We start from the raw sequence: 23,670 nt of genomic DNA, 5'->3' as shown, positions 1-23,670 counted from the left end.
GGTTCTCTCACACGATCATGGGACTTAGACACTCACATGATCAACCAGAGACCGTGCCTGCCCTCATCCAGGCAACCGACTTTGCCGGGGCCCTGCGCTAGGCGCAAGGAAGGGGGCCTTCATGTACTTGGGGAAGGTGTGAAGGTCGAGTTTCCTCGGCTGAGCCGAGGGAAGGGGTCCTTCACGCGCCGCCGTGGTGACTGATGGTGCTCAAGGAGTCCTCCAAGGACCGGCCGCTACTTTTTGATAGAACGCTCTATCATGGCGAGGTGACTGGAACGCGGGAACGCATCATCAACGCCGGCGCCGAACTGCTCCGGCGGAACGGGTACACCGGCACCGGGGTCAAGCAGATCGTCGAGGCCGCGAAGGCGCCCTTCGGCTCGCTCTACCACTTCTTCCCCGGCGGCAAGGAGCAACTCGGCGAGGAGGTCATCCGCACCTCCGGGATGATGTACCTCGCGCTGTTCGAGATCTTCTTCGGCGGAGAGCCGGACCTGATCCACGGTATCGAGGCCTGCTTCGCCAGCGCGGCCGAGACACTCCGCGCGACCGACTACGCCGACGCGTGCCCCATCGCGACGGTCGCGCTCGAGGTCGCGAGCACCAACGAGAAGCTGCGGGTCGCGACGGCCGACGTCTTCACCGCGTGGATCGAGACAGGCGCCGAAAAGTTCGGTAAGTACGGCCTTTCGGCCGAATCCGCGCGGCAGCTCACGATCGCGTTGATCAACAGCCTCGAAGGCGCGTTCGTACTGAGCCGTTCGCTGCGTGACACCGAATCGCTCCAGGTCGCCGGGATCTCGTCGGTCGCCTTGGCCCGCACCCTGCTCCCCTGATCGTGAAGCACCGACGGCCGTCTGCTGAACACCGGGTTTTCCCCGCAACGGACAACGACTTCCGGCCGACCTAGCGTTCGCCAGAGCCGAATTTCGTTTGGGGAGCACATGATCATCAGGAAGCTCGTGATCGGCACCATCGCGGCCGCCGCCCTGCTGACCGCGGGCGCCGTGCCCGCGGCCGCCACCGAGGTCCAGCCGTCCACCCTCACCACGACCAGCGGCAGCACCAAGATCGACGCCGGGAAGACCGTCACGATCTCCGGGAAGCTCACCAAAGCCGACGCCACCCCGATCGCGGGCGCCGAAGTGGGCATCTCGTTCTGCTTCAACGGCTTCTGCGGTGAACACCAAGCCAAGCCGGTCACCGACGCCGCCGGCGTCTACCGTGCGACGCTGACCCCGATCCGCACCGGGAACTACCACGCCGGCTTCTTCTCCGCCGACCCGGCGATCGCGAACTCCGGCGCCGACACCGCGAAGATCGTCGTCCTCCACCCGGCGAAACTCACTTCGTTCGATGCCGTCCGCGGCGCGGACAAGGTCGTCTTCGCGTCCGGGACGATCGACTTCCCCGGCCAGTACACGGCGTACCCGATCACGGTCGAATTTCAGTACTTCTCACTCGGCACTCACCGCTGGACCACGGTGTCGACGGTCGACGCCGCCTGGAACGGCACCACCTGGGCCTTCTCGATGTCGGCCACGCACAAGAAGCCCGGCGTCTGGCGGGCCTTCTACGCGGGCGCGCCCGAGATGTTCCACTCGGCGGGAAGTGACCTCGTCTTCGTGCTCTGACACGGACAGCTAGAGGGAAGCGAGGTAGGCCCGCCAGTCGCCGAACGACGTGATGTCCGTCAGGTCACCAGAGTCCGCATAGGATGAGCGGAGGACGGTCGCGAGGCAGGCCGCGCCGTCCTCCAGTTCGACGACGCCCAGTTCCAGTTCCGGCGGCTCCGCCGGGACGAGGTGGTCCCGCAGCACCACCAGCGGCAAGTCGTAGACCTCGCCGACGACAGACCCCGTGCCGCCCTCGTACATCGCGGGAAACCGGTCCCCCACCGAGAAATACCGGTACTTCGGGGCCGAACGGGCCACGCAGCACAGTGGCGTGCCCTGCAACTGCTCGTGCAACGGGCCGCCACGCATGCCGCCGCCGTTGAGGAACATCAGAACCACGACATGATCCCTTCGATACCGAAGTACAGACCGAATACGGCGGCCAGGCTCCCGAGGATCCAGCCGATCTCGCGGATCTTGCCCTTGCAGATCTTGATCAGCACGTAGGCGACCAGACCGGCGCCGATACCGTTGGTGATCGAGTAGGTGAACGGGATCAACGCGATGGTCAGGAACACCGGGATCGCGAAATCCAAGTCCTGCCAAGGGATCCGGCGGCACTGCGCCATCATCATCCCGCCGATCACCACCAGCGCGGGTGCCGCGGCCTGTGCCGGGACGACGGCCGCGATCGGGGTCAGGAACAGGGTCGCGGTGAACAGGCCGCCGGTCACGAGACTCGCCAGCCCGGTCCGCGCGCCTTCACCGACACCCGCCGCCGATTCGAGGAACACGGTGTTCGGCGCCGAGCCGGTGACACCGCCCGCGAGCGCACCCGCGCCGTCGACCAGCAGGATGCGGCCCATCCCCTCGACCTTGCCGTCCTTGACCAGCCCCGCCTCCTCGGAGACGGAAGTGATCGTGCCCATGGCGTCGAAGAACCCGGAAAGCACCAGTGTGAACAGAAATACCGCCGCCGTCACCGCGCCGGCCGAGCCGAAACCGCCGAAGAGATCGACATCCCCCAGCAGGCTGAAATCGGGATTCGCCACGACATGGTCGGGCACCTTGGGCTCGACCAGCCCCCAGCCTTCGACGTGGAACACGCTGTTGACCAGCACCGCGAGCCCGGTCGCGACCGCGATACTGATCAGCACCGCCCCCGGTACCCCGCGGCTGACCAGCACGATCATCAGCAGCAGGCCGAGACAGAAGATCGCGATCGGCCAGCCTTCGAGGTGGCCCGCGATCCCCATCCGCACCGGCACCGTCGACTGCGCGGCGTCCGGCGTCCGCGTCACGAACCCGGCACTCACGAGCCCGACCAGCGCGATGTAGAGCCCGATGCCGACGGTGATCGCGACCTTCAGCCCCATCGGGATCGCGTTGATGATCCGTTCCCGGATCCCGGAAACGGCCATGAACACAATGCAGACGCCTTCGAGGACGACGAGCCCGAAGGCCTGCGCCCAGGTCATGGTCGGCGCCATCTGGAAGGCGACGACGCCGTTGACGCCGAGGCCCGCCGCGAGCGCCAGCGGCGCGTTGCCCACAAGTCCCATCAGGATCGTGGTGACGCCTGCCGCCAGCGCGGTCGCGGTGGTGATCGCCTCGGTACTCAGCCGCGCGCCGGTGATGTCGGCCGACGCGCCGAGGATGAGCGGGTTCAGCAGCACGATGTAACACATCGCGACGAAGGTGGTGACCCCGCCGCGCACCTCACGGCCGATCGTGCTGCCGCGGTGGGAGATCTTGAACCAGCGGTCGAGCCCGGACAGCCGTTTCGGCTCGGGCGAGGGCAGGTGGGGACGCTCTGTGCCTATTTGGGTCATGCCTACTCCACAACGTTGTGGCGCGGGGAAAACTTGCTAGTGTCGCGTGATCCTGCCGCCTTGCGTCCGCTGTGGATCCACGTGGTTCCTGGCAAGACGAAGAAAAGCCGCTTGTACTGGTTGTACCAGGGGTTTTCTTCGACGCGGCCAGGGGCCGCGTGGGCCGCAGCGGCGTAAGGCAAGCAGGGTCACGCGACACTAGTAGGCCTTCTTGTCGGGTTTCGACAGCCAGGCTTGGAAAGGCGCGAAAGAGTCCGGAAGGGACAGTTGGCCGACGGGTAGTGACCAGGTCTCGCGCGGGCGGGAAAAGAGGTCGTAGAACTCGCGGTCGTCGAAGCCCGCCTCGGCCGCGTCGTGGCGGTCCGCGGCGTAGACGACCTTGCCGACGCGTGCCCAGAGCGCGGCGGAAAGGCAGAGCGGGCAGGGCTCGCAGGACGTCACGAGGACGCAGCCGTCGAGTTTGTAGTCACCGATCGCCTGGCAGGCCGCGCGGATCGCGACCACCTCGGCGTGCGCGGTCGGGTCCAGTGCCGGCGTCACCTGGTTGGTCCCGGTGGCGAGCACCGAGCCGTCCCGCACGATCATCGCGCCGAACGGGCCGCCGCCGCGTTCGACGTTCGTGGTGGCCAGATTGACGGCTTCGGTGAGCCATTTCTGCTCGTCGGACTCCGAAATGGACAGACGGGTACCCACGGATGTGCTCCTAGCTCGAAAAGTACGGGTGATCAGGTGCCGGTGAGATGCTCGGGGCGCACCGGGACGCGGGGCAGCGCCAGCCCGGTGGCCGCACGGATGGCCGCGACGATCGCCGGGGTGGCCGAGATCGTCGGTGGTTCGCCGACCCCGCGCAGACCGTACGGCGCGTGGGGATCCGGGCGTTCCAGGACGTCGATGTCCATCGTCGGCATGTCCAGCACGGTCGGGATCAGGTAGTCGGTGAACGACGGGTTGCGGATCTTCCCGTCGACGGTCTGGATCTCCTCCATCACCGCGAGCCCGAGGCCCTGCGCGGAACCGCCCTGGATCTGGCCGAGCACCGCCTGCGGGTTCAGCGCCTTGCCGACGTCCTGCGCGCAGTCGAGCGCGACGACCTTGATCAGCCCGAGTTCGGTGTCGACGTCCACGACCGCGCGATGCGCCGCGAAGCCGTATTGGACGTGCGCGTTCCCTTGCCCTGTCTCGGGATCGATAGGCGCCGTCGGACGGTGACGCCATTCGACGGTCTCGTCGAAGACCTCGTCGCCGAGCACGTCCGCGAGGTCGGCGAGCACAGTGCCGTCGGCACCGACGACCTTCCCGCCGACGACCTTCAGTTTGCCGTCGGCGTCGAGTTTGCCCGCCAGATGCTTGTGCAGTCCCGATCGCACCGCGACGCACGCGGCCTGCACGGCGCCGCCGGTGACGTAACTCTGCCGGGACGCCGACGTCGATCCGCCGTTGCCGATGTTCGTGTCCATCGGCAGGATCGTGACCTGCTCGATGCCGAGTTCGGTCCGCACGATCTGCTGCATGATCGTCACCAGGCCCTGGCCGACCTCGCAGGCCGCGGTGTGCACGGTCGCCGCGGGTTCACCGCCGACGAGCTGCAGCCGCACGCGGGCCGTCGAGTAGTCGTCGAAGCCTTCGGAGAAGCAGATGTTCTTGATGCCGACCGCGTACCCGACACCGCGGACGACGCCCTCGCCGTGGGTGGTGTTGGAGACGCCGCCGGGCATCCGGCGCAGGTCGAGTTCCTCGTGCCGGACCGGCAACGGCTTGGCGCGCAGGCGTTCCAGCAGTTCGGCGACCGGGGCGGCCGAGTCGACGACCTGACCGGTCGGCATGACGCTGCCTTCGTCCATCGCGTTGCGGATCCGGAGGTCGACGGGACCGATGCCACAAGCCTCGGCGAGTTTGTCCATTTGGGACTCGTACGCGAAGCCCGCTTGCACCGCCCCGAACCCGCGCATCGCACCACACGGCGGGTTGTTGGTGTACACACCCCAGCAGTCGACGGAAGCACTGTCCACATTGTACGGGCCGACACCGAGGGTGGCGGCGTTCGCCACCACCGCGCCGGTGGACGAGGCGTACGCGCCGCCGTCCAGATACAGCTTCGCCTTGACATAGACGAGCCGGCCGTCCTTGTCCGCGCCGTGCTCGTAGTACATTTTCGCCGGGTGGCGGTGCACGTGGCCGTAGAAGGATTCCTCGCGGTTGTAGACCATCTTGACCGGTTTGCCGGTGTGCAGTGCCAGCAGGCAGGCGTGGACCTGGATCGAGAGGTCCTCGCGGCCGCCGAACGCGCCGCCGACCCCACCGAGCGTCAGCCGCACCTTGTCCTTGGGCAGGCCCAGCGCGGCGACAATTTGTTGCTGGTCGACGTGAAGCCATTGCGTGGCAACGTAAAGATCGACACCGCCCTCGGTGTCGGGGATCGCCATGCCGGACTCCGGGCCGAGAAACGCCTGGTCCTGCATGCCGACCTCGTAGACGCCGGACACCACGACGTCGGCCTTGACCGACTGGTCGCCGCGGCGGATCTTGGCGTACCGCACCACATTGCCGCCGGGATGCAGCTCCGCACCCTCGCCGTGCGCTGCCTTCTCGGAATCCGTCACCGGCACCAAGACGTCGTAGGTGACCTTGATCCGCTTCATCGCGCGGCGCGCGGTCTCGGGATGGTCCGCGGCGACGAGTGCGACGGGCTCGCCCTGGTAGCGCACGACGTCGACGGCGAGCACCGGCTGGTCCGAGTGCTCCAGGCCGTACTTGTTCACGCCGGGCACGTCTTCATGGGTCAGCACCGCGTAAACCCCTTGCACGGCAAGGGCGTCGGTGATGTCGATACCGGTGATCCGCGCGTACGGATGCGGGCTGCGCAGCGTCGCGCCCCACAGCATGTCCTCATGCCACAGGTCCGAGGAGTAGGCGAATTCGCCGCGTACCTTGACCGTGCCGTCGGGACGTCGCGGGCTCGCGCCGACGCCGTTGCCGGTGGCCGTCGCGGTAGTGGTCTGCTTGGAGATATCAGTCGAGGTCATACCGTCTCCCTCAGCCGGGCACTGGCCACGGCCAGCTCGCGGGCGATCTCGTCTTCGGCTTCCTCGCGCAGTGTCCCGCCTGCCACCACGGTCGCGCCGCCGACGAACAGGCGCGCGATCGGCGGGGTCGCGCCGAGCACCAGCGCGGCGACCGGGTCGGTGATCCCCGCGTAGTTCAGGCCGTTCAGGTTCCAGACCGCGAGGTCGGCGAGCTTGCCGACCTCGATCGAACCGAGGTCGTTCTGCCTGCCGAGGCAGCGCGCGCCGCCCATCGTGCCCATCCACAACGTCTCGCGGGTGGTCAGCGCACGCGGTCCGCCGCGTTGGCGGGCCTGCAACAGCGACTGGTGCAGTTCCTCGCCGAGGCCACCGGATTCGCTGGACGCGGCACCGTCGACGCCCAGCCCGACCGGCACCCCAGCGTCGAGCAGCTGCCGGACCGGGGCGATCCCGGCGCCGATCCGGCCATTCGACGTCGGGCAGTGCGCTGCTCCCGTGCCCGTCGCACCCATCCGCCGGATCGCTTCCGGGGCGAGGTGGATCGCATGCGCGAACCAGACGTCGTCACCGAGCCAGCCGAGTTTGTCGGCGTACTCGGCGGGAGTGCGGCCGGTCTCGGCGAGACATTGCTTCTCCTCGTCGATCGTCTCCGCGAGATGTGTGTGGAGCCGGACGCCCTTACGGCGCGCCAATTCCGCCGCGCCGGTCATCAGCCGCTCGCTCACCGAGAACGGCGAGCACGGCCCGGCCGCGATCTGGAGACGCGCGCCGGCCGAGTCGTCGTGGAACCGGTCGATCGCTGCCTCGGTGCCGAGCAGTGCGGCCTCGGTCTCCTCGACGAGGTTGTCCGGCGGCAGCCCGCCTTGGGACTCGCCGCGGTCCATCGAGCCGCGGACGACGTGCAACCGCACGCCGACGCGGATCCGGGCGGCGGCAAGGGCTTCGACCTGGTCGCCGCCGTCACGCGGGAAGACGTAGTGATGGTCGGCGACGGTGGTGCAGCCGGTGGTCGCGAGCCGGGTGAGCCCGGCGGTGGCCGCCGCGTGCGTGATTTCGGCGTCGAGCCTGCTCCAGATCGGGTAGAGCGCGACAAGCCATTCGAACAGCGTGTGGTCGGCGGCCAGGCCGCGCGTGGCCCACTGGTAGAGGTGATGGTGGGTGTTGATGAGCCCGGGCGTGACGAGATACCCGGAGCCGTCGATCCGCTCGTCGTACTCACCGTCGGGTGCCTTGCCCGCGCCGACCGCCGCGATGCGGTCGTTCTCGATGACGACGTGGCCCGTGGCGTGCTCGGTGCCCGCGCCGTCGACGGTGGCGATCGCGGCGTTCTCGATGACGGTCTTCACGTGGTCTCTCCCCTGGTCGCGGCCAACCGGACGGCGTCGAGGATCTTCTCGTAGCCGGTACACCGGCACAGGTTCCCCGCCAGCGCCTCGCGAATCTCTTCGTCGGCGGGGTTTTCGACCCGGTCGAGCAAATCGTGCGCGGCCACCACGAGGCCGGGCGTGCAGAAGCCACATTGGACGGCACCCGCGTCCACAAAGGACTGCTGGACCCGGTCGAGCTTGTCGCCGTCGGCGAGCCCTTCGACCGTGCGGACCTCGCGGCCCTCGACCTGACCGGCCGCGACCAGGCACGAACACACCGGGACCGCGTCGAGGTAGACCGTGCACGAACCGCATTCGCCCTGTTCACAAGCGTTCTTCGAACCCGGGAGACCGAGGCGTTCGCGGAGCACGTAAAGCAGGCTCTCGCCTTCCCAGACGTCGTCGGCCTGGCGGGACTCGCCGTTGATCGTCACGTTCACGCGCACTCGCGTTCACCCTTCTGGAAGTCGTTCCACGCCCAGGTCAGCGTCCGCCGCGCCAGGACGGACAGCGCGTGCTTGCGATAGTCGGCACTGCCGCGGACGTCGTCGATCGGTGACGACGCCCGCGAGACCAGCTCGCCGAACCGGCGTTTGACCGAGTCCGCGATCGAAGCCTTGGTGGACCAGGGAAGTTCGGCGGCGAGGAACTCCTCCCCCGCTGTCGCGCGGCGCGGGGTCGGCGCGGCCGAGCCGACGGCGGCGCGGATCTCGCGGGTGTCGAGGTGCAGCGCCACCGCGAACGAGCAGACCGCGATGACCATCGCGTTTCGCGTCCCGACCTTGGCGAACTGCTGGGGGCCCGCCTCGGACGGCAGGTGCACCGCGGTGATCAGCTCGTCGGGTTCGAGGGCGTTGCGCTTGACGCCGAGGTAGAACTCCTCGGCCGGGATCAACCGGGTCCCGCGTACGGACGCGACCTCGATCCCGGCGCCGAGCACGAGCAGCACCGGGTGCGTGTCACCGGCGGGCGAAGCGGCACCGAGATTGCCGCCGACGGTGCCCCGGTTGCGGATCTGCGGCGAGCCGACGGTGCGTGAGGCCATCGCCAAGGCGGGGAGGACTTCACCCAGCTCAGCGATCACCCGGACGTAGGGCACCGAGGCGCCGAGCCGGATCCGGCCGTCGGTCTCGGTCCACTCGGCGAGTTCGGTGACGCGGTTGAGGTCGAGCAGCGCGCCGGGGCGGCGGTGGTCGAAATTGAGCTCCACCATGACGTCCGTACCACCCGCGATCGGCACCGCGTCGGGTCGCTCGGCCTTGACGGCGAGCGCCTCGGTCAGCGAGCTGGGGCGCAGGAAATCCACTCTCGGGCTCCTCGGTTCGGCGGCGGTCTTGTGACGGCTGACTCAGTAGACGCCCTGCGCCCGTATGGCGGCAACGGTGCCGAAGCATGAAATCTCCCCTGCACGCACCTGTCGTTTTGTGCTTTCCTACAAACCTGATGACGACGGTGAAAACTCTGCTCGCGCTTCCCGGGTTGCGCTTGCGCGTACGCGCCGGGACGGCTCTGCTCGACCGTCCGGTGTCCCGGATCTACGTCACGGAACTTCCCGACCCCGGGCGGTACGTGTCGGCGGGTGAGTTCGTACTGAGCGGGTTGCTGTGGTGGCGCGGGCCGGGTGATTCGGAGGCGTTCGTCGCCGCGTTGGCGAAGGCGGGCGCCGCGGCGCTGGCGGCATCCGGAGCGGATTCCGACGGGATCCCCGAAGACCTCGTCGAAGCCTGTACACGACACGGGATTCCGTTGCTGGAGGTACCGCCGGACCTTTCGTTCTCGGTCGTCACCGAACGCGTCGTCCTGGCACTGGCCGGAGCGGCGGAAGGCGCGCGCAAGCGTTTGCTTTCAGCCGCCACCGAGGACGCGTCGGTGGAGACACTGCTGGAGCGGGCCCGTGCGGAAATCGGGCTTCCCTGCTGGGTCGTACCCGCCACCGAACCGACGGACCTCGTGCGGCGGTTCGTCGCCGCGGGCGGACGCGGTGTCGAAGCGGGCGACGTATCGGTCCGGCCCGTCGGCGGCAGGCACGTGGTGCCGTGGCTCCTCGCGATCGGCGGCACGCTGACCGCGTCACAGGCGGAGATCGCCGACGAACTGGCCGGGCTGATCGGGCTCGCGCGCACCCGGTCCGACGAAGTCCGCGCCGTCACCGACCGCGTCGTCGAACCGTTGCTGGCGGCACTCGACGAAGGAAGCGACCCGCATGCCGCGCTCACCGCGACCGGGCTGCGCGGCGATCTGCGCGTCGTCGTCGCCCGCACCGAAGGAGCCGCCGCGGCACGCGGGATCTTGACCGGACTGCTGCCACCGGGCGCACTGGCCGGGCCGTCCGGGGAACTGGCATGGGCGGTCGCGGAGGACGACGGCGTGTGGCCGGAAGACTGGACGACCACCGTGTCGGCCGCGCTGTCCACAATGGAACCGCTGCTGGCGTGCCGCCGGGTCCTGATCGGGATCAGCGACCGTTCCCCGGTTTCCATGCTGCGCGGGGCGAAAGAGGTCGCGCGGTACGCGCTCGCGGTGGCGGCGGAACGGCCGGGCACGATCGAGGTCGTCCCCGGTGGTGACATCGGCATGCACCGGCTGCTGCTGGCGGGCGCGCCCGACGACCTGCGGGCGGCGTTGCGGCGGCGGGTACTGGGCCCGCTGCTGACCTACGACGCGGAGCAGGGCACCGATCTGGTGCACACCCTGCGTGTCTTCCTCGAATACTCCGGCTCGCCCACCCGGGCCGCGCGGGCACTGCACATCCATGTCAACACCTTGCGGTACCGGATCGGGCGGGCGAGCGAACTGCTCGGCGCCGATCTGACCGAGTTCACCGAGCAGCTCGACGTCTATTTGGCCTTGTCGGCAGGGAGCTGAAATGGGCATCACCACGGCGAAGGAAGCCGCGTACGACCAGCGTGTGGTCACTTTCGGGCGGCTGATGGGCGCGGCGAACCGGCTCGAATACCTCCTCGGCCGGGCACTGGAGACCGAATGCGGGATCTCGCACCTGATGTTCGAAGTCCTGCTGATCGTCGGCCGGGCGGGTGAGGCGGGGACGAGCATGCGTGCGATCGCCCAGGAGCAGGTGCTGACCACCGGCGGCGCGACCAGGCTGGTCGACCGGATGACGACACTCGGGCTCGTCGTGCGGGGCTCCGACCCCGAAGACCGGCGTGTGCAACTCGTCCGGCTGACCGAGACGGGTGAGGAGACGACCGTGCGGGCGGCGCGGGTGCACGTCGAGAACATCCAGCGGTTCTTTCTCGATCCGCTGCCGGCGGACCACCGTGAGCAGTTCGCGCAGGACCTGCGGACGCTGAGTCATTTCGCACGGGACGCCCTCCCCCGGCTCCGTTAGGAATACCTGACTGGTCAGGCATCGTTGGGCTGGACATGAAGCTCATCTATGTCTTCGACGCGTACTGCGGCTGGTCCTACGGCTTCGCCAGGACCATGGCCGACGTCGCGCACCGGCATCCGGAACTCCCGGTCGAAGTGGTGTCCGGCGGCCTGTTCCTCGGCGGGCGCCGGGTCCCGATCCGGCAGTTCGGCTACGTCCAGGGAGCCAACGCCGAGATCGCCCGCCGGACCGGGGCACCTTTCGGGGAAAACTACGAACGGCTCATCGCGGACGGCGAGTTCGTCATGGACTCCGAAGCCGCCGCGTGCGGGATGGCGGCCCTGCGCGACGTCGCGCCGGACCGTGCCGTACGGCTCGCGGCCTTGCTACAGGAGGCTTTCTACCTGGACGGGCTGAGCCTCTCCGAGGTTTCGACCTACCGGATCGTCGCGCAGCGGGCGGGTCTGGACGAGGACGCCGTCGAGGCCGCGCTGGACCGGGTGTCCGCGGCGGCCGACTTCCAGCGGGCGCGGGAACTGGGGGTCACCGGGTATCCGGCGTTGCTGATGGACGACGGGGAACGAGTGGTGACACTGGTTTCCGGGAACGCCGGCGCGGACGAGGTGGAGCGGCGGATCGGGGCACTGGTTTCCTGAGCACTGGTTTCCTGAGCACTTCGGTGTTTGACTCCGCTCAAGGTCTCGGCTCACTGCCTGCGTTCATGAAGGAATTGGGACACTCAACGTCCCAATTTCTTCATGAACAAACCCTGAAGTCAGGTCGCGGCGGCCATCACCGAGAGACGGCCGAACCCGCCACAAGCCCCCCGGCCACAAGCCCCCCGGCATGTCGCGAGAAAAGGCACACGACCGCAGTGGGCAAGTTCTCGTGAGTGATTCAGGTCGTTAGAACGACCCAAATCACTCACGACCCACCGGCGTTACTCAGAGAAAGATCTTCACCAGCTGATCCTGTCCGTCCGCATCGCGGAGCACGACCTGCTTGCCGTCCCGGAGTTCGGCGTCCACGAACTCGTAGATCAGCAACGCCCGGTTGACCAGGTCGACCTTCTTCAACCCGGTGCGCTCCTGCAGTTTGCCCAGTGCGTCGACCGCCTCGGCGATCAGCGCGACGTTGACGCGATCGACCACCGCGGGACGGCCGGTCGCGGTCTCTTCAACCGATGGCATACCCGCTCCCCTCTTCGCGGCAGAACGCCGCACACTCAAGCATTGCACAGAAGGTACCTGTTCACCACAGTTTACCCACCGAATCTGTGTCAAATGCTTGCCTGAACCTGTGACCGGAGCTACAGTAAGCATCGCAACAGCAACCCTCGTGCAGGCCCGTCACCATGCGGCGGGTAGCACCATCGAAAGCGCGACCACGGCTTTCACGCACGAGGGCTCCTGAAGGGGAAGGAGACGACCCGTGAATTGGGGGTTGATTGGTCGCCTTCGCAGCCGAGCAGCGGCTCGGCTCCCCTGAGTGGTCCCCAGCTTGACGCGCCAATCCGGGCTCGCCTGACTGGGTCAGAAAGGCACGACGCATGGGTGCCGATATCGAGGGCGTCGACGACACGACGCCTGAGGAGATGGTGACGAGCTGGGAAGGGTTACCGACCCGGCTCGCGCGCGTCAGGATCGAGACGTCGGAGTTGAAGGCGGAAGCGGCGGTGCCGGCAAGCCAGACACGACGGCTGCTCCTCACGATCCTTGACACGCTGGTGGTGTTCGGAGCCGTTCTCGGCCCGGCCCTGACGTTGCAGGCGGTTCCGGCCGCCTTCCCGACGTGGGCGACGGCCGGGACGATCGCAGGTCAGCTCGCCATGCTGGCGCTCGTCGCGAGGTCCGCACACCGTCGCGAAGAACCCGGCCGCCGGTCAGCGAACTGACGTCGGCCGACATGAGCAGCAGCTGAGCGAGCGCCTCTCGACCGGGACGCTCACTCAGCTGCTGCTCACACCCCGCGTCGCGCGTGCTTGTACAACTCGGACCGCGAGAACGAAAGCTCCCCTTCGTCGACGGCGCCACAATCCAGGCCCCGCAGCAGGAAACTCGCCAAGGCCTGAGCCGTCGCGGGCTCGTCCAGTACCCCGCGCCCGGTCTTGTCCGCGTAATCCCGCAACCGCCCCAGCGCCGCCGGGAAGCCTTCGCGGAAGAAGGCGTAGGTCGCGGCGAACCGGGTCGGCAGCTGATGCGGATGCAGATCCCAGCCCTGGTAGAAACCGCGTTCCAGCGAGCGTCGCACCAGCCGCAGGTGTTCACGCCAGGCCGGGAGGATCGCGTCGCCGACAGGCAGTTTGTTCGTCGAGCCGTCCGAAAGCCGGACACCGGTCCCCGCCGCCGAAACCTGCATGAACTGTTTGGCGAAGTCGGCGGCCGGATGTTCCATGCTCTGGTATTCGGCACTGATGCCGAGGCCCGCACTGTAGTCGTAGGTCCCGTAGTGCAGTCCCGAACACCGGCCGCGCGCGGCCTGGATGATCCGCGGGACCACGGCGGCCCCCTCTGTGTCCATAATGGACTGTGAGGTCTCGATTTGGACCTCGAACCGCAACTCGCCCTCGGGCAGGCCATACGCGGTTTCGAGACGCTCCAGGACATCCGCCGCCACTTCGACCTGCTCGACGGCGGTCACCTTCGGCAGCGTGACGACGAAGCCCTGCGGCAATGGCCCGCTTTCGAGTAGTCCGGCCAAAAACAGATCCAGTGTGCGAATGCCGCGACGCCGGGTCGCCTGTTCGAAACTTTTGAACCGGATGCCGACGAACGGCGTCCCGCCGGTGACGGCGAGCGTCCGGCCCGCGGCGAGCGCGGTGGCGTCCTCTTCCGCGTCACCTGGTTTGCCGTAGCCGTCCTCGAAATCGATCCGCAGATCCTCGATCGGTTCGGTCAGCAGTTTGGTCCGGACGCGGTCGGCGACGTCCGCGGCCAGTCCCAGCTGGTAGGCGTGTTCGCCGAAGACCCGCAGGGCCTGCTTGCCCCAGTCCGCCACCAGCCGCGTCTTGTACAGCGACGCGGGTACGTACACGGTGTGCACGGGCTGGCGGCCGGGCGGCTCACCGGGATATCGGGCCGCGACGCGTGCGTCCGCCTCGGCGAGGCGCGTGTCGGCAGCGGTGTAGACGTCCTCGGTGAGCCGCCCGTTTCCCATTTGTCTACTTGATCCGTTCGTAGGCGGGCAGGGTCAGGAAGTCCGGGAACTCGTCGGCGAGCGCGACCTGCTCGAACAGCTCGACGGCGGGCTCCAGCAGCTCCGGCTTGATCTCGGCGGCCAGTTCGCCGCGGACCTCGGCCAGCACGCCACGCACCAGTTCCCCGGTCACCTTGTCACCGGTGTCGAGTCGCGTGCCGTTGCGCACCCACTGCCACACCTGCGAACGCGAGATCTCCGCGGTGGCCGCGTCCTCCATCAGGTTGTGGATCGCCGCCGCGCCGTTGCCGGACAGCCACGACGCGATATAGCGGATGCCGACGTCGACGGCGGCACGCAAACCGGCCGCGGTCGCGCCACCGGGTGTCGAAGCCGCGTCGAGCAGCTGGTCCGCGGTGACGGAAACCTCGTCGCGGGTCCGGTCGAGCTGGTTCGGCTTGTCGCCGAGGACCTTGTCGAACTCCTCGCGGCAGATGTCGACCATGCCAGGGTGCGCGACCCACGAACCGTCGAAACCGTCACCCGCCTCACGGCTCTTGTCCGCGCGAACCTTGTCGAGCGCGGCCGCGGTGACCTCGGGGTCCTTGCGGTTCGGGATGAACGCGGCCATCCCGCCGATGGCGAACGCACCCCGTTTGTGGCAGGTGCGCACCAGCAGTTCGGTGTAGGCGCGCATGAACGGCGCGGTCATGGTGACCGAGTTGCGGTCCGGCAGCACAAACTTCTCACCCGCGTCGCGGAAGTACTTGATGACGCTGAACAGGTAGTCCCAGCGGCCGGCGTTCAGGCCGGAGGCGTGCTCGCGCAATTCGTAGAGGATCTCGTCCATCTCGAACGCGGCCGGGATGGTCTCGATCAGCACGGTCGCGCGGACGGTGCCGTGGGAGATGCCGAGCGTCTTCTCCGAATGGGTGAAGACGTCGTTCCAGAGCCGGGCTTCGAGGTGGCTCTCCATCTTCGGCAGATAGAAGTACGGGCCCTTGCCGCGGTTGAGCAGTTCCTGCGCGTTGTGGAAGAAGTACAGGCCGAAGTCGACCAGCGCGCCGACGGCCTGCCGCCCGCCGAAGGACAGGCCGCGCTCGTCGAGGTGCCAGCCACGCGGGCGCACGACGATGGTCGCGTGCTCGACACCGTCCTTCAGCGCGTAGCTCTTGCCGCCACTCTCCAGCGTGATGTTCTCGCGGACGGCGTCGTACAGGTTGACCTGGCCGGAGACGACGTTCGCCCAGTGCGGCGTATTCGCGTCTTCGAGGTCCGCGAGCCAGACCTTCGCACCGGAGTTCAGCGCGTTGATGGTCATCTTGCGGTCGGTCGGGCCGGTGATCTCGACGCGGCGGTCACGCAGCGCGGGCGGGGCCTCGGCCACCCGCCAGTCGCCCTCGCGGATCTCCTTGGTCTCGGGCAGGAAGTCCAGCTTGCCGGTGGTCCTGGCCTCTTCGCGGCGCTTTCCCCTGGCCTGCAGCAGTTCGTCGCGGCGGCCGGCGAAAGCCTCGTGCAGACCCGCGAGGAAGGCGAGCGCCTCCGGCGTGAGGATCTCGCCCCCACGCTCGACCGGATCGCCGAGCACCTGAGCTTCAGACATGAGTAACACCCCGAGTTCGGATAAACAGTGACATCGCTAATACAAGACGTCCCTACGGTTTTACCTGACGGACTATAGTTTCTGCATAGCGGAACATCAACGCCGACGTAAGGAGGGCCACGTGGCGGCGGAGAAGAACGGACGCGACGGCGGCGTCCAGTCCCTGCAACGGGCCTTCGAGCTGCTCGAGCATCTCGCGGACACCGGGGGCGAAGCCAGTCTTTCGGAGCTGGCCACCCTGTCCGGGCTGCCGATGCCGACCATCCACCGGCTGATCAGGACGCTGGTCGACCTGGGTTATGTCCGGCAGAACACCAACCGCCGGTACGCGCTGGGCGCCCGGCTCATCCGGCTGGGTGAGAACGCGAGTATGCAGTTCGGCTCGTGGGCGCGGCCGCTGCTGGCGGAACTGGTCGACGAGGTCGGCGAGACGGCGAACCTCGCGGTGCTGGAGCGGGATGAGGTCGTCTACGTCGCGCAGGTGCCGTCGAAACACTCGATGCGAATGTTCACCGAGGTCGGACGGCGTCTCCTGCCGCACGGCACCGGCGTCGGGAAGGCGATGCTCGCGCATCTGCCGACCGGTGACGTCACGGCACTGCTCGCGCGGACGGGTATGCCTTCGTACACCGAGCACACCTTCACCGACCAGGACGCGCTGCTGCGCGAGCTGGCGAAGATCGCCCAGCAGGGTTACGCGCTCGACGAGGCCGAACAGGAACTCGGCGTCCGCTGTGTGGCCGTCGCGGTCCCGGGCGCGCCGGTGCCCGCGGCGGTTTCGGTGTCCGGCCCCTCGGGACGGCTCACGAGGGAAGCGGTCGAGCGGATCGCGCCCGCCGTCCAGCGGATCGCGACCTCGCTCGGTTCCACCCTGACGCGGGACGGAGTCACCGTTTGAGCCGGATCTCCAGACCGTCGAGCATCCTGTCCAGCCCATAGCGGAACTTCTCGTCGCGAAACTGCTCCGGATCGGCTGTGCCGTCGAACTGGGCGATCCGCTCCCGCTGGTGCGGATACTCCCGCGACGCCTCCTCGATGGCAGGCCGCAGATGCTCCGACCATTCCTGTTCGCTGCGGCCGCTCTTCGCGAGTGTCGTGAGCCACGCCGCCTCGCTCGTCCCGACGCCGACGACGTAGGCGATGACGGCGCTGAGCGCCTGATCCGCCTCGTCACCGGGGAAGCCCGCGGCCTCGAAGAGGTTCAGCATCCGCTCGTTGAGCCGCATGACGTTCGGCCCCAGATACGACAGGCCGACCGCGCCGAGCAGCGAGGCGACCCACGGATGCCGCAGGATCATCGCGCGCACGCTCTGCGCGCCGACGGTCGCCGCCGCCCGCCACTTCGCCGGGTCGGAGTTCTCCGGGACGGAGATCTCGCCGTAGACCTCGTCGACGACCAATTCGACGAGCTCGTCGCGGTTGGCCACATGCCGGTAGAGCGACGTCGCGCCCGCGTTCAGCGCGGTGCCGAGTCTGCGCATGCTCAGCGCGTCTACGCCTTCGACGTCCAGTAGCCGGACCGCTTCGCCCACGATCTGGGCCTGGCTCAACGCGGGCTGATCCCGCTTGCGGCGGGGCCGGGTCCACACCGACTGGATCGGCTGCTCGTCGACTGGCATGGGCACTCCTTCACTGTCGCCCTCCACCTTAGCGCCAGGCGTACGACGTTCCCCTCTTGCGAACGCTGTCAGCTTATGCGTACAGTGTGCGCAACGGCAGAACAACGTACGCAACTACTTCTCAGGGGTATCCGATGAACTCGACACAAGGACGCGACCCGCGCCGCTGGTGGATCCTGATCGTGCTGTGCCTGAGCACGCTCGTGCTGGTCGTGGACAACATGGTGCTGACGGTCGCGGTGCCGCCGCTGGCCGAAGACCTCGGCGCGAGCGCACAGGACACGCAGTGGGTCCTGGACTCCTACCTCCTGGTGTTCGCCGGGCTGCTGCTCACCTCGGGAAGCCTCGGCGACCGGTTCGGCCGCCGGAAGGTGATGATCATCGGACTCGCCCTGTTCGGGGTGGCTTCACTGGTGGCCGCGTTCGCCGCGAACCCGATGGAGCTGATCCTGGCCCGCGCGGTGATGGGCGTCGGCGGCGCGCTGATCATGCCGAGCACCCTGTCGATCCTGATCACCGTCTTCGACGACGAAGAGCGCCGCAAGGCGATGGCGGCGTGGAGTGCGGTCGCGATGCTCGGCATGATCGGCGGCCCGGTGCTGGGTGGCGTGCTGATCGCGTGGTTCTGGTGGGGCGCGGTATTCCTGATCAACGTGCCGATCGTGGTCGTCGCGGTGCTCGCCGCGCTCACGCTGATGCCGGAGTCCAAGGGCCCGTGGCAGAAGCCGGACCCGCTCGGCGCGATCCTGTCCGCCGTCGGCATGACCGCGCTGGTCTGGACGATCATCGAGCTGCCCAAGCACGGCATCACCGAGGCCGGGACACTGATCCCGCTGACGATCGCCGTCGCGAGCCTGGCCGGTTTCGTGTTCTGGGAGCGGCACACGCCGTCGCCGATGGTCCCGCTGAAGCTGTTCCGCAAGCGCAACTTCAGCGGCGGCAGCCTGTCGCTCACGCTGGTGCAGGTCGGCAACGGCGGGCTGCTGCTACTGCTGACCCAGTACCTGCAGTTCGTTCTCGGCTACACGCCGACCCAGGCGGGACTGGCGTTCATCCCGATGGCCATCGCGTCGCTGCTCTGCAACACCCTCGGCGCCACGCTGGGCCAGAAGATCGGCAACCGCGCGCTGGCCACTTTCGGGATGACGGTGATGGCGGCCGGGTTCGGGATGCTCGCGACACTGTCGACGACTTCGGGTTTCCTGCTGCCGGCGATCGCGTTGTTCCTGCTCGGTGCCGGTGGCGGGCTGGCGATGCCGGCGGCGATCGCGGCACTGATGGGCGAGGTCCCCGAGGAGCAGGCAGGCGTCGGCTCCGCGCTCAACGACACCATCCAGCAGCTGGGCGCCGCGCTCGGGATCGCCATCCTGGGCAGCATCGTCTCCACCTTGTTCACCTCGCAGATGCCCGGATCCGCTCCGGCGCAGGCGCGGCTCTCGATCAGCGATGCCTTCGCCACCGGTGACGGCGGCCTGATCACCGCGGCCCGCGAGTCGTTCACCTCGGCGATGTCGACGACGTTCCTCGTGAGCGCGGTGGGCGTACTGGCCGCGGCCGTGGTCGCCTTCCTGGTGATGCGGGACAAGAACACCGCTCCGGTGGCGAGTGACGAGAACGTCCCTGTCGCGGCTTGAGCCCGTGTCAGGAAAGGGTCTTTCAGGACAAAAAGTGTCCTGAAAGACCCTTTCCTGACATCTGGGCTAGTTGCTGAGCAGGGCTTCCACGAAGGCGCCCGGCTCGAACGGCGCCAGGTCGTCCGGACCCTCGCCGAGGCCGACCAGCTTGACCGGCACACCGAGTTCGCGCTGCACCTGGAAGACGATGCCGCCCTTCGCGGTGCCGTCCAGTTTGGTCAGGACGATGCCGGTGACGTCGATGACCTCCGAGAACACGCGGGCCTGCATGAGCCCGTTCTGCCCGGTGGTGGCGTCGAGGACCAGCAGCACCTCGTCGACCTTCGCCTGCTTCTCGACGACTCGCTTGACCTTGCCCAGCTCGTCCATCAGGCCGGTTTTGGTGTGCAGACGGCCCGCGGTGTCGATCAGGACCGCGTCCACGCCCGCCTCGGTGCCACGTTTGACCGCGTCGAAGGCGACCGCCGCCGGGTCCGCGCCTTCCTTGCCACGCACGACCTCCGCGCCGACGCGCTCGGCCCAGGTCTGCAACTGGTCGGCGGCAGCGGCACGGAAGGTGTCGGCCGCGCCGAGCACGACGGTGCTCCCCTGCGCGACGAGGACGCGGGCGAGTTTGCCGGTGGTCGTCGTCTTGCCGGTGCCGTTGACCCCGGCGACCAGCACGACGGCGGGCTGCTTCACACCGTCGACGGTGTGCGGCAGCGCACGGACGGACCGGACGGCGTCGGTCGACAAGGCGGCCGTGAGCACCTCCTGCAGTACCGCGCGCGCGTCTTCGGACGTCCGCACGGCGCGGCGCTTCAGCTCGTCACGCAGGCGCTCGACGATTTCGGTGGTCGTCGCGGCACCCAGATCCGCCATGAGCAGCGTGTCTTCGACGTCCTGCCAGGAGTCCTCGTCCAGGTCACCGGCACCCAGCAGGCCGAGCAGGCTCTGCCCGAACACCGAACGCGACTTGCCCAGCCTGCCGCGCAGCCGCTCCAGCCGCCCGGACGCCGGGGCGATCTCCTCGTCGGGAGCGGGCGCCGCCTCCTCGGCGGGAGCGGCGGGTTCGGCGGGAGCGGCGGGTTCGGGAAGTTCGACGTCGCGCACCGTGCGCTGCGCGGAATCCCTCGGCACCGCCGCGTCGTCCCCGACCGCGGGCTGGCCGTCGACCTCGGGCCGGTCCTCGACCGGATGCTCGGCCTCGACCGGCTCTTCGGTTTTCTCACCGCCCGGAGCGAGCGCGATCCCGCTGGTCGCGGTGTACCCGCCACCCTTCGGCTTCCCGCGCTCGACGGCCTCGGCAGCCTTGGACTCGTCCAGGCTGATCCGGCGGCGGCGCGCGATGAACAGCCCGGCCACCAGGACGGCGACCAGGACCACGACGGCAACGACAGCGATCCAGAACCAGGGGGTGTTCGACACGGCGCCATCCTCGCATCCGCACTCGGCCCGGCTCAGACGCCCCACGGGAAGGAAGCCGATCTTGTCAAGTACCCACCGGATAGGACTCAGTTCGGACAAGAAGAAACTTGTCTGCTTGCGCGGCCTCGGGAAAGAGGGCTAAACCACACCGAATGACTGTTTTCTCCGGCACTGGGGTCCGGATGATCGGACTCATCTCCGGCACGTCGATCGACGGGATCGACGTGGCGGCCGCCGAACTACGCGCGCACGGTGACACCGTCGAACTCGTCCCGCTCGGACAGTTCGAAGTCCCCTATCCCGACGAACTCCGCCACGCCCTGCTCGACGCGCTGCCGCCGAACCCCTGCAGCGCCGAACAGCTCACGAAACTCGACACCCTGGTGGGGCAGTCCTTCGGCGAGGCGGCCGCCCGCGGCATCGACGAACTGGCTGGCGGTGAGGCCGACGTCGTCGCCTCACTGGGTCAGACGGTGTTCCACTGGGTCGAGGACGGCACCGCGCGCGGCACGCTGCAACTGGGGAATCCGGCGTGGATCGCCGAACGCACCGGACTGCCGGTGGTGGCCGACCTCCGTGTGCGCGACGTCGCGGCAGGCGGGCACGGCGCACCGCTCGCCAGCACGCTCGACGCGTTGTGGCTGCGGGACATGGCGGCCTCCGGCCCGGTCGCCGCGCTGAACATCGGCGGCATCGCGAACATCACCGTGGTGCCGCCGGATGGCGACGTTCGCGCCTACGACACCGGACCCGGCAACGCGCTGATGGACATCGCCGCGCACCGCGTCACCGGCAGGCGTGCCGACATCGGCGGAGCGCTCGCCAGCCGCGGGAACGTCCGCCCCGATCTGCTGGCGAAACTCCTGCTCGACCCGTACTACGCGGCCGCGCCGCCGAAGTCGACCGGCAAGGAACTGTTCAACGGCGCCTACCTCGACGCCGCACTCGACGGGCTTCCGCCGGTCGGCGCCGAGAACCTGCTGGCGACGCTGACCGAGCTCACCGCGGTGACGATCGCGGCGGAATGCCGACGGTACGACATCGCCACACTGATCGTCTCCGGCGGCGGCGCCGACAATCCGGCGCTGATGGCCTCGCTCGCCAAGAACCTGCCCGGTACCGCACTGAAAACCAGTGACGACCACGGGCTGCCGCGCGCGGGCAAAGAGGCATACCTGACCATTCTGCTCGGCTGGCTGACCTGGTCCGGTGTCACGGGGAACCTCCCGTCGGCGACCGGGGCCCGGGGCGACCGGCTGCTCGGCAGCATCACCCCGGGCGCGGGTCCCCTGCGGCTTCCCGCCCCTCATTCCTCAACCGTGACCCGGCTACGGGTAGCGGCGACGACCGGCGAGCGATAGGAGATACGGATGCGCGCACTTGACCTCGCGATCATCGGGCTTTTTCTGGTCGGCATGCCCCTGCTGGGCGTCTGGATCGGCGGCAAACAGAAATCCGGCTCCGACTACTTCGTCGGCGAAGGCAAGATCTCCTGGTGGGTGGCCTGCCTCTCGGTGGTCTCCGCGGAGACGTCCACCCTCACCGTGCTCTCCGTGCCGACGGTGGCCTACATCGCCACGCCGGGCGAGGGCGGGATGACGTATCTGGCGCTGGCGATCGGCTACATCGCCGGCCGGATCGTGGTGTCGATGGTGCTGTTGCCGCGGTATGTCGCGGGTAACCTGGTCACCGCGTACGCCTTCCTGGGCAAACGGTTCGGCAGTGGACTGCAGGGCACCGCGTCGGTGACCTTCCTGCTCACCCGCACACTGGCCGACGGCATCCGGCTGTTCGCCACCGCGATCCCGATCAAGGTAGTGATGGCGGCCTACGGCCTGACCGTCTCGTACTGGACCATCGTCGTCGGGCTCGGCATCGCGATGGTGCTCTACAGCTTCTTCGGCGGGGTCCGCGCGGTCGTCTGGGTCGACGCGATCCAGATGCTCTGGTACATCCTCGGCGCGGTCGTGGTGGTCTGGGCGATCGCCGGCAGGCTTCCGGACGGCTGGTTCGGCAAGGCCGTCGACGCCAACAAGTTCCAGATCTTCGATTTCTCCTCGAATATGCTCACCGGGCAGTACGCGTTCTTCACCGCGTTGATCGGCGGCGCCGTGCTCTCGATGGCGTCGCATGGCTCGGACCAGCTGATCGTGCAGCGCCTGCAGGCCACCAACGACCTGCGTGCCGCGCGGAAGGCACTGGTCGCCAGCGGTTTCGTGGTGTTCATCCAGTTCGCGTTGTTCCTGTTCATCGGCGTGCTGCTGTGGGCGCTGTACAACGGCCTGGCCCCGACCAAGCCGAAGCCGGAAGGCCTCGGACTGGCCAACAAGGACGAACTGTTCGCGAACTTCATCGTGAACGATCTGCCCAGCGGGCTTTCGGGGTTCGTGATCGCCGGAATCCTCGCCGCCGCACTGAGTTCGTCGCTCGGCGCACTGGCGTCGTCCACGGTGACCGACGTCTACGAACGGGTGATCGGCAGGCAGCTGCCGGAAGCCGACCGGCTGAAGCACGGCCGGATCTGGACGATCATCTGGGCGGGTGCGCTGATCCTGTGCGCGGGCTTCTTCGCCTCCTCCAACAAGACCTCGGCCGACCCGATCGTGGTACAGGCGCTCGGCATCACCGGCTACACCTACGGCGCGCTGCTCGGCGCGTTCCTGCTCGGCCTGCTGTTCAAGCGCGCCAGGCAGGCGGACGCGATCGTGGCCTTCGTGTCGACGGTGCTGGTGATGGCGTTCGTCATCCTCGGCGTCAAGTTCAACAAACCCGACGGCAGCCTGATCGGCATCGACTTCACCAAGGCTTCGGGGAACACCGTCGCGCTGGCTTGGCCCTGGTACACGCTGTGCGGCGTGGTGATCACGCTCGTGGTCGGCGGGTTGCTGTCGTTGCGGCACGGCTCCGTGGACCCGCTCACCGAGGACGTGAAGGAGTCTTCTTCGGTTTAGCCGGGTACTGGGGCTCCGGCCGCGGTCGCGGTCAAGATGTCATGAGGGGTCCCCATAGGACATTTTATTAAGGTTGGGGTCGCCCCAAGACAACGACGGATAGTTATTGTGAAGTACCTCGCCGGGCGGGGGGGGCAGCCTGTACGCGG

The 23,670-nt window shown here is 68.1% G+C and carries 22 protein-coding genes; 10 read left to right on the top strand and 12 right to left on the bottom strand.

Annotated elements, in window-relative coordinates:
- Positions 1 to 269: 269 nt before the first annotated feature.
- Both AB0M65_RS29805 and AB0M65_RS29800 read left to right on the top strand, forming a co-directional pair.
- Positions 270 to 839 (top strand): TetR/AcrR family transcriptional regulator, encoded by a 570-nt coding sequence (locus AB0M65_RS29805; RefSeq protein WP_364034748.1) that lies wholly within the window; start codon positions 270 to 272, stop codon positions 837 to 839.
- A gap of 108 nt (positions 840 to 947) precedes the next feature.
- Positions 948 to 1,637, top strand: coding sequence for a hypothetical protein (locus AB0M65_RS29800; protein WP_364034746.1), 690 nt, complete (start codon positions 948 to 950; stop codon positions 1,635 to 1,637).
- Between the two features lie 9 nt (positions 1,638 to 1,646).
- On the opposite strand, the gene AB0M65_RS29795 is transcribed toward AB0M65_RS29800, so the two are convergent.
- The 7 genes from AB0M65_RS29795 to AB0M65_RS29765 all read right to left on the bottom strand — a co-directional run bounded on the left by AB0M65_RS29795 (position 1,647) and on the right by AB0M65_RS29765 (position 9,147).
- Positions 1,647 to 2,018, bottom strand: coding sequence for a gamma-glutamylcyclotransferase (locus AB0M65_RS29795; protein WP_364034743.1), 372 nt, complete (start codon positions 2,016 to 2,018; stop codon positions 1,647 to 1,649).
- Complete coding sequence (locus AB0M65_RS29790; protein ID WP_364034740.1) at positions 2,009 to 3,451, bottom strand: NCS2 family permease; 1,443 nt, start codon at positions 3,449 to 3,451, stop codon at positions 2,009 to 2,011. Before AB0M65_RS29790 ends, AB0M65_RS29795 begins: the two co-directional genes overlap by 10 nt.
- A gap of 198 nt (positions 3,452 to 3,649) precedes the next feature.
- Positions 3,650 to 4,144, bottom strand: a complete 495-nt coding sequence (locus tag AB0M65_RS29785; protein ID WP_364034737.1) for a nucleoside deaminase — start codon at positions 4,142 to 4,144, stop codon at positions 3,650 to 3,652.
- A 32-nt stretch (positions 4,145 to 4,176) separates the two neighbouring features.
- On the bottom strand, positions 4,177 to 6,474 hold the full coding sequence (pucD, locus tag AB0M65_RS29780) for a xanthine dehydrogenase subunit D (RefSeq protein WP_364034734.1): 2,298 nt from the start codon (positions 6,472 to 6,474) through the stop codon (positions 4,177 to 4,179).
- Complete coding sequence (locus tag AB0M65_RS29775; RefSeq protein WP_364034731.1) at positions 6,471 to 7,820, bottom strand: 8-oxoguanine deaminase; 1,350 nt, start codon at positions 7,818 to 7,820, stop codon at positions 6,471 to 6,473. The genes pucD and AB0M65_RS29775 overlap by 4 nt, the downstream gene beginning before the upstream one ends.
- Positions 7,817 to 8,287: a (2Fe-2S)-binding protein gene (locus tag AB0M65_RS29770; protein WP_364034728.1), complete on the bottom strand. Its 471-nt coding sequence runs from the start codon at positions 8,285 to 8,287 to the stop codon at positions 7,817 to 7,819. The genes AB0M65_RS29775 and AB0M65_RS29770 overlap by 4 nt, the downstream gene beginning before the upstream one ends.
- Positions 8,278 to 9,147 (bottom strand): xanthine dehydrogenase family protein subunit M, encoded by an 870-nt coding sequence (locus tag AB0M65_RS29765; protein WP_364034725.1) that lies wholly within the window; start codon positions 9,145 to 9,147, stop codon positions 8,278 to 8,280. The genes AB0M65_RS29770 and AB0M65_RS29765 overlap by 10 nt, the downstream gene beginning before the upstream one ends.
- A gap of 137 nt (positions 9,148 to 9,284) precedes the next feature.
- Between AB0M65_RS29765 and AB0M65_RS29760 the strand changes: the two genes are divergently transcribed.
- The 3 genes from AB0M65_RS29760 to AB0M65_RS29750 are packed head-to-tail and all read left to right on the top strand — an operon-like array spanning position 9,285 to position 11,828.
- Positions 9,285 to 10,706, top strand: coding sequence for a PucR family transcriptional regulator ligand-binding domain-containing protein (locus AB0M65_RS29760; protein WP_364034722.1), 1,422 nt, complete (start codon positions 9,285 to 9,287; stop codon positions 10,704 to 10,706).
- Between the two features lies 1 nt (position 10,707).
- Positions 10,708 to 11,190 carry a MarR family winged helix-turn-helix transcriptional regulator gene (locus tag AB0M65_RS29755; protein ID WP_364034719.1) on the top strand — a complete coding sequence of 161 codons (483 nt, stop codon included), beginning with the start codon at positions 10,708 to 10,710 and terminating at the stop codon, positions 11,188 to 11,190.
- Between the two features lie 35 nt (positions 11,191 to 11,225).
- Positions 11,226 to 11,828, top strand: a complete 603-nt coding sequence (locus tag AB0M65_RS29750; protein WP_364034716.1) for a DsbA family protein — start codon at positions 11,226 to 11,228, stop codon at positions 11,826 to 11,828.
- A gap of 288 nt (positions 11,829 to 12,116) precedes the next feature.
- Here the strand turns inward: AB0M65_RS29750 and AB0M65_RS29745 are convergent, their stop codons facing one another.
- Complete coding sequence (locus AB0M65_RS29745; RefSeq protein WP_364034714.1) at positions 12,117 to 12,362, bottom strand: hypothetical protein; 246 nt, start codon at positions 12,360 to 12,362, stop codon at positions 12,117 to 12,119.
- A gap of 359 nt (positions 12,363 to 12,721) precedes the next feature.
- On the opposite strand from AB0M65_RS29745, the gene AB0M65_RS29740 reads away from it, so the two are divergent.
- Positions 12,722 to 13,066: a hypothetical protein gene (locus AB0M65_RS29740; RefSeq protein ID WP_364034711.1), complete on the top strand. Its 345-nt coding sequence runs from the start codon at positions 12,722 to 12,724 to the stop codon at positions 13,064 to 13,066.
- Between the two features lie 65 nt (positions 13,067 to 13,131).
- On the opposite strand, the gene AB0M65_RS29735 is transcribed toward AB0M65_RS29740, so the two are convergent.
- Complete coding sequence (locus AB0M65_RS29735; protein ID WP_364034708.1) at positions 13,132 to 14,328, bottom strand: aldolase; 1,197 nt, start codon at positions 14,326 to 14,328, stop codon at positions 13,132 to 13,134.
- 4 nt (positions 14,329 to 14,332) lie between these two features.
- Positions 14,333 to 15,910 (bottom strand): malate synthase A, encoded by a 1,578-nt coding sequence (gene aceB, locus AB0M65_RS29730; protein WP_364034705.1) that lies wholly within the window; start codon positions 15,908 to 15,910, stop codon positions 14,333 to 14,335.
- A 121-nt stretch (positions 15,911 to 16,031) separates the two neighbouring features.
- Here aceB and AB0M65_RS29725 point away from each other — a divergent pair, with 121 nt between their 5' ends.
- On the top strand, positions 16,032 to 16,808 hold the full coding sequence (locus tag AB0M65_RS29725; RefSeq protein ID WP_364034702.1) for an IclR family transcriptional regulator: 777 nt from the start codon (positions 16,032 to 16,034) through the stop codon (positions 16,806 to 16,808).
- Here the strand turns inward: AB0M65_RS29725 and AB0M65_RS29720 are convergent.
- On the bottom strand, positions 16,798 to 17,529 hold the full coding sequence (locus tag AB0M65_RS29720) for a TetR/AcrR family transcriptional regulator (RefSeq protein ID WP_364034699.1): 732 nt from the start codon (positions 17,527 to 17,529) through the stop codon (positions 16,798 to 16,800). The genes AB0M65_RS29725 and AB0M65_RS29720 overlap by 11 nt on opposite strands.
- 134 nt (positions 17,530 to 17,663) lie before the next feature.
- Here AB0M65_RS29720 and AB0M65_RS29715 point away from each other — a divergent pair, with 134 nt between their 5' ends.
- Positions 17,664 to 19,163 (top strand): MFS transporter, encoded by a 1,500-nt coding sequence (locus AB0M65_RS29715; RefSeq protein ID WP_364034696.1) that lies wholly within the window; start codon positions 17,664 to 17,666, stop codon positions 19,161 to 19,163.
- Positions 19,164 to 19,229: 66 nt separating this feature from the next.
- On the opposite strand, the gene ftsY is transcribed toward AB0M65_RS29715, so the two are convergent.
- Complete coding sequence (gene ftsY, locus AB0M65_RS29710) at positions 19,230 to 20,570, bottom strand: signal recognition particle-docking protein FtsY (RefSeq protein WP_364034693.1); 1,341 nt, start codon at positions 20,568 to 20,570, stop codon at positions 19,230 to 19,232.
- Between the two features lie 152 nt (positions 20,571 to 20,722).
- Here ftsY and AB0M65_RS29705 point away from each other — a divergent pair, with 152 nt between their 5' ends.
- The gene (locus AB0M65_RS29705) at positions 20,723 to 21,931 is read left to right on the top strand and encodes an anhydro-N-acetylmuramic acid kinase (protein WP_364034690.1); all 1,209 of its coding nucleotides are present in this window, start codon (positions 20,723 to 20,725) and stop codon (positions 21,929 to 21,931) included.
- Positions 21,932 to 21,940: 9 nt separating this feature from the next.
- Positions 21,941 to 23,521: a sodium:solute symporter gene (locus AB0M65_RS29700; RefSeq protein WP_364034687.1), complete on the top strand. Its 1,581-nt coding sequence runs from the start codon at positions 21,941 to 21,943 to the stop codon at positions 23,519 to 23,521.
- Positions 23,522 to 23,670 lie beyond the last annotated feature (149 nt).

This window comes from Amycolatopsis sp. NPDC051071 (assembly GCF_040682875.1).
Classification (GTDB): domain Bacteria; phylum Actinomycetota; class Actinomycetes; order Mycobacteriales; family Pseudonocardiaceae; genus Amycolatopsis.
Note: the sequence above shows the minus strand (reverse complement) of the source record. Positions and strands in the feature narration are given on the sequence as shown.

What these genes read in the sequence shown, in the direction of transcription:
- AB0M65_RS29715 (WP_364034696.1), top strand. Translation starts at nt 17,664, where the DNA reads ATGAACTCGACACAAGGACGCGACCCGCGCCGCTGGTGGATCCTGATC.
- AB0M65_RS29745 (WP_364034714.1), bottom strand. Translation starts at nt 12,362, where the DNA reads ATGCCATCGGTTGAAGAGACCGCGACCGGCCGTCCCGCGGTGGTCGAT.
- AB0M65_RS29790 (WP_364034740.1), bottom strand. Translation starts at nt 3,451, where the DNA reads ATGACCCAAATAGGCACAGAGCGTCCCCACCTGCCCTCGCCCGAGCCG.
- AB0M65_RS29750 (WP_364034716.1), top strand. Translation starts at nt 11,226, where the DNA reads ATGAAGCTCATCTATGTCTTCGACGCGTACTGCGGCTGGTCCTACGGC.
- AB0M65_RS29700 (WP_364034687.1), top strand. Translation starts at nt 21,941, where the DNA reads ATGCGCGCACTTGACCTCGCGATCATCGGGCTTTTTCTGGTCGGCATG.
- AB0M65_RS29740 (WP_364034711.1), top strand. Translation starts at nt 12,722, where the DNA reads ATGGGTGCCGATATCGAGGGCGTCGACGACACGACGCCTGAGGAGATG.
- AB0M65_RS29735 (WP_364034708.1), bottom strand. Translation starts at nt 14,328, where the DNA reads ATGGGAAACGGGCGGCTCACCGAGGACGTCTACACCGCTGCCGACACG.
- AB0M65_RS29800 (WP_364034746.1), top strand. Translation starts at nt 948, where the DNA reads ATGATCATCAGGAAGCTCGTGATCGGCACCATCGCGGCCGCCGCCCTG.
- AB0M65_RS29755 (WP_364034719.1), top strand. Translation starts at nt 10,708, where the DNA reads ATGGGCATCACCACGGCGAAGGAAGCCGCGTACGACCAGCGTGTGGTC.
- AB0M65_RS29705 (WP_364034690.1), top strand. Translation starts at nt 20,723, where the DNA reads ATGACTGTTTTCTCCGGCACTGGGGTCCGGATGATCGGACTCATCTCC.
- AB0M65_RS29720 (WP_364034699.1), bottom strand. Translation starts at nt 17,529, where the DNA reads ATGCCAGTCGACGAGCAGCCGATCCAGTCGGTGTGGACCCGGCCCCGC.
- pucD (WP_364034734.1), bottom strand. Translation starts at nt 6,474, where the DNA reads ATGACCTCGACTGATATCTCCAAGCAGACCACTACCGCGACGGCCACC.
- aceB (WP_364034705.1), bottom strand. Translation starts at nt 15,910, where the DNA reads ATGTCTGAAGCTCAGGTGCTCGGCGATCCGGTCGAGCGTGGGGGCGAG.
- AB0M65_RS29760 (WP_364034722.1), top strand. Translation starts at nt 9,285, where the DNA reads ATGACGACGGTGAAAACTCTGCTCGCGCTTCCCGGGTTGCGCTTGCGC.